The organism is Bradyrhizobium sp. NAS80.1, assembly GCF_001908205.1.
GTDB lineage: Bacteria > Pseudomonadota > Alphaproteobacteria > Rhizobiales > Xanthobacteraceae > Bradyrhizobium.
Window position 1 is genome coordinate 1 of sequence record NZ_LGHL01000361.1, and the last position, 2,498, is coordinate 2,498.

General features: G+C 61.4%; 3 protein-coding genes. 2 read left to right on the forward strand and 1 reads right to left on the reverse strand.

The annotated features are described in order from the left end of the window. The first annotated feature begins 434 nt into the window (after window positions 1-434). Both AC629_RS43420 and AC629_RS43425 read left to right on the forward strand, forming a co-directional pair. Window positions 435-950 carry a phage terminase small subunit P27 family gene (locus AC629_RS43420; RefSeq protein ID WP_168195748.1) on the forward strand — a complete coding sequence of 172 codons (516 nt, stop codon included), beginning with the start codon at window positions 435-437 and terminating at the stop codon, window positions 948-950. Between the two features lie 219 nt (window positions 951-1,169). Continuing rightward, window positions 1,170-1,646 carry a hypothetical protein gene (locus AC629_RS43425; RefSeq protein WP_143199920.1) on the forward strand — a complete coding sequence of 159 codons (477 nt, stop codon included), beginning with the start codon at window positions 1,170-1,172 and terminating at the stop codon, window positions 1,644-1,646. A gap of 96 nt (window positions 1,647-1,742) precedes the next feature. Here AC629_RS43425 and AC629_RS43430 read toward each other — a convergent pair whose 3' ends face one another. Continuing rightward, window positions 1,743-2,411 carry a hypothetical protein gene (locus AC629_RS43430; protein WP_143199921.1) on the reverse strand — a complete coding sequence of 223 codons (669 nt, stop codon included), beginning with the start codon at window positions 2,409-2,411 and terminating at the stop codon, window positions 1,743-1,745. Between the last annotated feature and the right edge of the window lie 87 nt (window positions 2,412-2,498).

A 2,498-nucleotide genomic window follows, 5' to 3' on the forward strand; every position in this document is an offset into this window, starting at 1 on the left:
CGACGGCCGCCATTTGCAGGAGATCGAAACCGTATTCGCCGGTATCAGAGAGATTGGTGACGTAGCGATAAAGGGCGGAACGCCTGCTATCGTTCTCACTAAGATCGCTGTGGATCAGCAAGTAGTTCCGCCAAGCGAACGCACACGCGCCGTCTCGAGCCTGAGCAGTCATGGGCACCTCCCAATAGCGGGAAAGGGCTAGCCAACCTTTTCGTTCCGCGATCCTCTCGGTTGTAATGTTGTTCCGTAGGTGCGGTGCGAGAGGATTTTGTTGGGTAGTTCCCTCGAAGGGCCGGGGGGCGGGTTCTGGAAATCGGAAGGGACCAATCCCAGAACGCGGCGGCGCTCCAACGCTAGCGGCCGCAGGTTGCGGGTTTTTTCGGAAGGAGTACCTTCAGGTTTCAACCACCGAAGTTTGCTCGATAGGTGTTTCCATGTCCGGACCGCCTCCGATCCCGCTGCAACTGCGCGTCCTCCGCGGTAATCCAAGCAAGCGGCCGTTGCGGCCCGAGCCACAGCCCGCCGTCGATCCGCAATGTCCGGAGCCGCCGCCTTTCGTGACGGGTTATGCGGCCGACGAATGGTGGAACGTCGGGCCGGAGCTTCACAGGCTTGGCTTGCTGACTGCGGTCGACATCGCAGTATTGGCCGCCTATTGCACGAGTTATCAGCTTTGGCGGCAGGCGCAGGAAGCATTGGAGCGCATGGCTAGCCGCGACGACAGCATGCACGGTCTATTGGTCAAGAGCGCGGACGGCAACCCGCGCCGCAATCCGCTGATCAAGGTCGCTCGTGACGCTGCTGCTGACATGGTCCGCTTCGCAGGCGAGTTCGGCCTGACGCCCGTCGCGCGCTCCCGCCTGGTGGCGGGCGTCCACAGCCAGCCAGGGCCAAGCAAGTTCGACGGGCTGCTGGGCGGTGGTCCACGGGCCAAGCCAGGCTCGCGCTAGTAACCTTTCAAGTTTGGCGGGCAAACTTGAACCCTTTTTGCGAGAGCGAGATCGCGGAAATAGGCGATGCCGGCGCGGGCATCGCTCACGCGCTGCTTGCCGAATTCCTTAGTCCGCTTTCCGGACTGGCAGTGCATGCCGCGCTTTGCTTCCGGATACAGCAAGGCGATCCGGCATCGCGGGTCGCCATAAACTGCTCACCGTTACGGATCAGAAAGAGTGCAGAAACCGCACACTTTCGTATCCGTAACGGCCAGTGCCATGAACTGCGAGAAGTGCAAGCGAACATTGGCGGAAGCCGAGCCGGTCTATCGCTTGTGCTGGGATGCACGGGTAGGCTGGCGCATGGTCTGCGCCGCCTGCGAAGTCAGCAATTCCAAGGCCGACGCGGCCAGGGGTCTCGCTAAATATCCACCGTGGCTTCCGCCGCGTCCCTGCTGCCACTGCTCGCGCCCGGTGTTTCGAGACCGCGAGCACGAGAGCACGACGTATTTCGTTTGCGGCGTCGTATGTCGGCAGGCGATCCACAACGCCAACTATCGGTATGGCCATCCGCGATTACGAGTCGAGCGACAATGCGGGAGCTGCGGCAATGCGTTCAAGCCGAAGCGCAAGGATGCCAAGTTCTGCTCGGTGGCGTGCAAACAGCGCACCTATCGCCGTATGCGGGCCGTGAAAAACCTCGTTAGCTTCTGACTAGGCGGAACGTAGCAGTTCACCCATGGCCGACGGCGACCCCATCCGCATCATCCTCAGCGTGGCGGCGGCATGTTAGCATGGCGCAGCTTCGTCTTATCCGCCGCACTCCGCATGATAGGTCTCAAAGAACGGGCGCAGGTCGATACTGAACGACGTGCCATCGCTTTGGTTCAGGATCAGCGTGTACCGTTCAGCTTCAAGCTCGCATCCCTTGATCGAAGGGCCTGGAGGGCCGCCCTCGCCACGATCGCCCTTCGGCCCAGTCGGTCCCTTTTTGCCCTGGAAGCAGAGGGCTTGCCAATCGTCGCCCGGACATGGACCGGGATTGTTGCGGCGCGCGACAAAGCTCCCGCCGTTGAGCGCGACAACGTCAAGTCTGGAGTACGGCTCGTCCTGCTGATAGGTGCCCCTCACGCGAAACGAAAGCCCATCGAGACCGCCTGCGGCGACACAGATCCAGTGCTCTTCATCTGGTGGCGCGAGGCCGGTGTCGCACAGGGCCTGATAGGTTGAGCCTTCGTGCGTGACCAGATCTCCCTGATAGTGCACCTTGTCGCTGACGTATGGATGCACGCGCGGACCGTTCTTTTCGTCAATGAGCCTCCGCAGACTTCCGAGACGCTCGTCGATCGCGCGGTCCAGCTTGAGCAGCGTGTCACCAAAAGCCGCGCGCGCCTCCGCAACTGCCGCCAACGACTCTGCCTTGACCGCTTGGGATGCGTCTTTCCAGCGGCGCTTTGCGTCCTCAACGTCGGCCATCATTTCGGCCAGGCACTGCTTCCAGCATTCGAGCAGAAATTCCTGATCGTCCTCGCGAGGAACAACGTCGAGTTCTGTAATCGTCATCGC

Bases quoted from the DNA above. Each gene is read 5' to 3' on its own strand.
- AC629_RS43420 (WP_168195748.1), top strand. From the start codon at position 435: ATGTCCGGACCGCCTCCGATCCCGCTGCAACTGCGCGTCCTCCGCGGT.
- AC629_RS43430 (WP_143199921.1), bottom strand. From the start codon at position 2,411: ATGATGGCCGACGTTGAGGACGCAAAGCGCCGCTGGAAAGACGCATCC.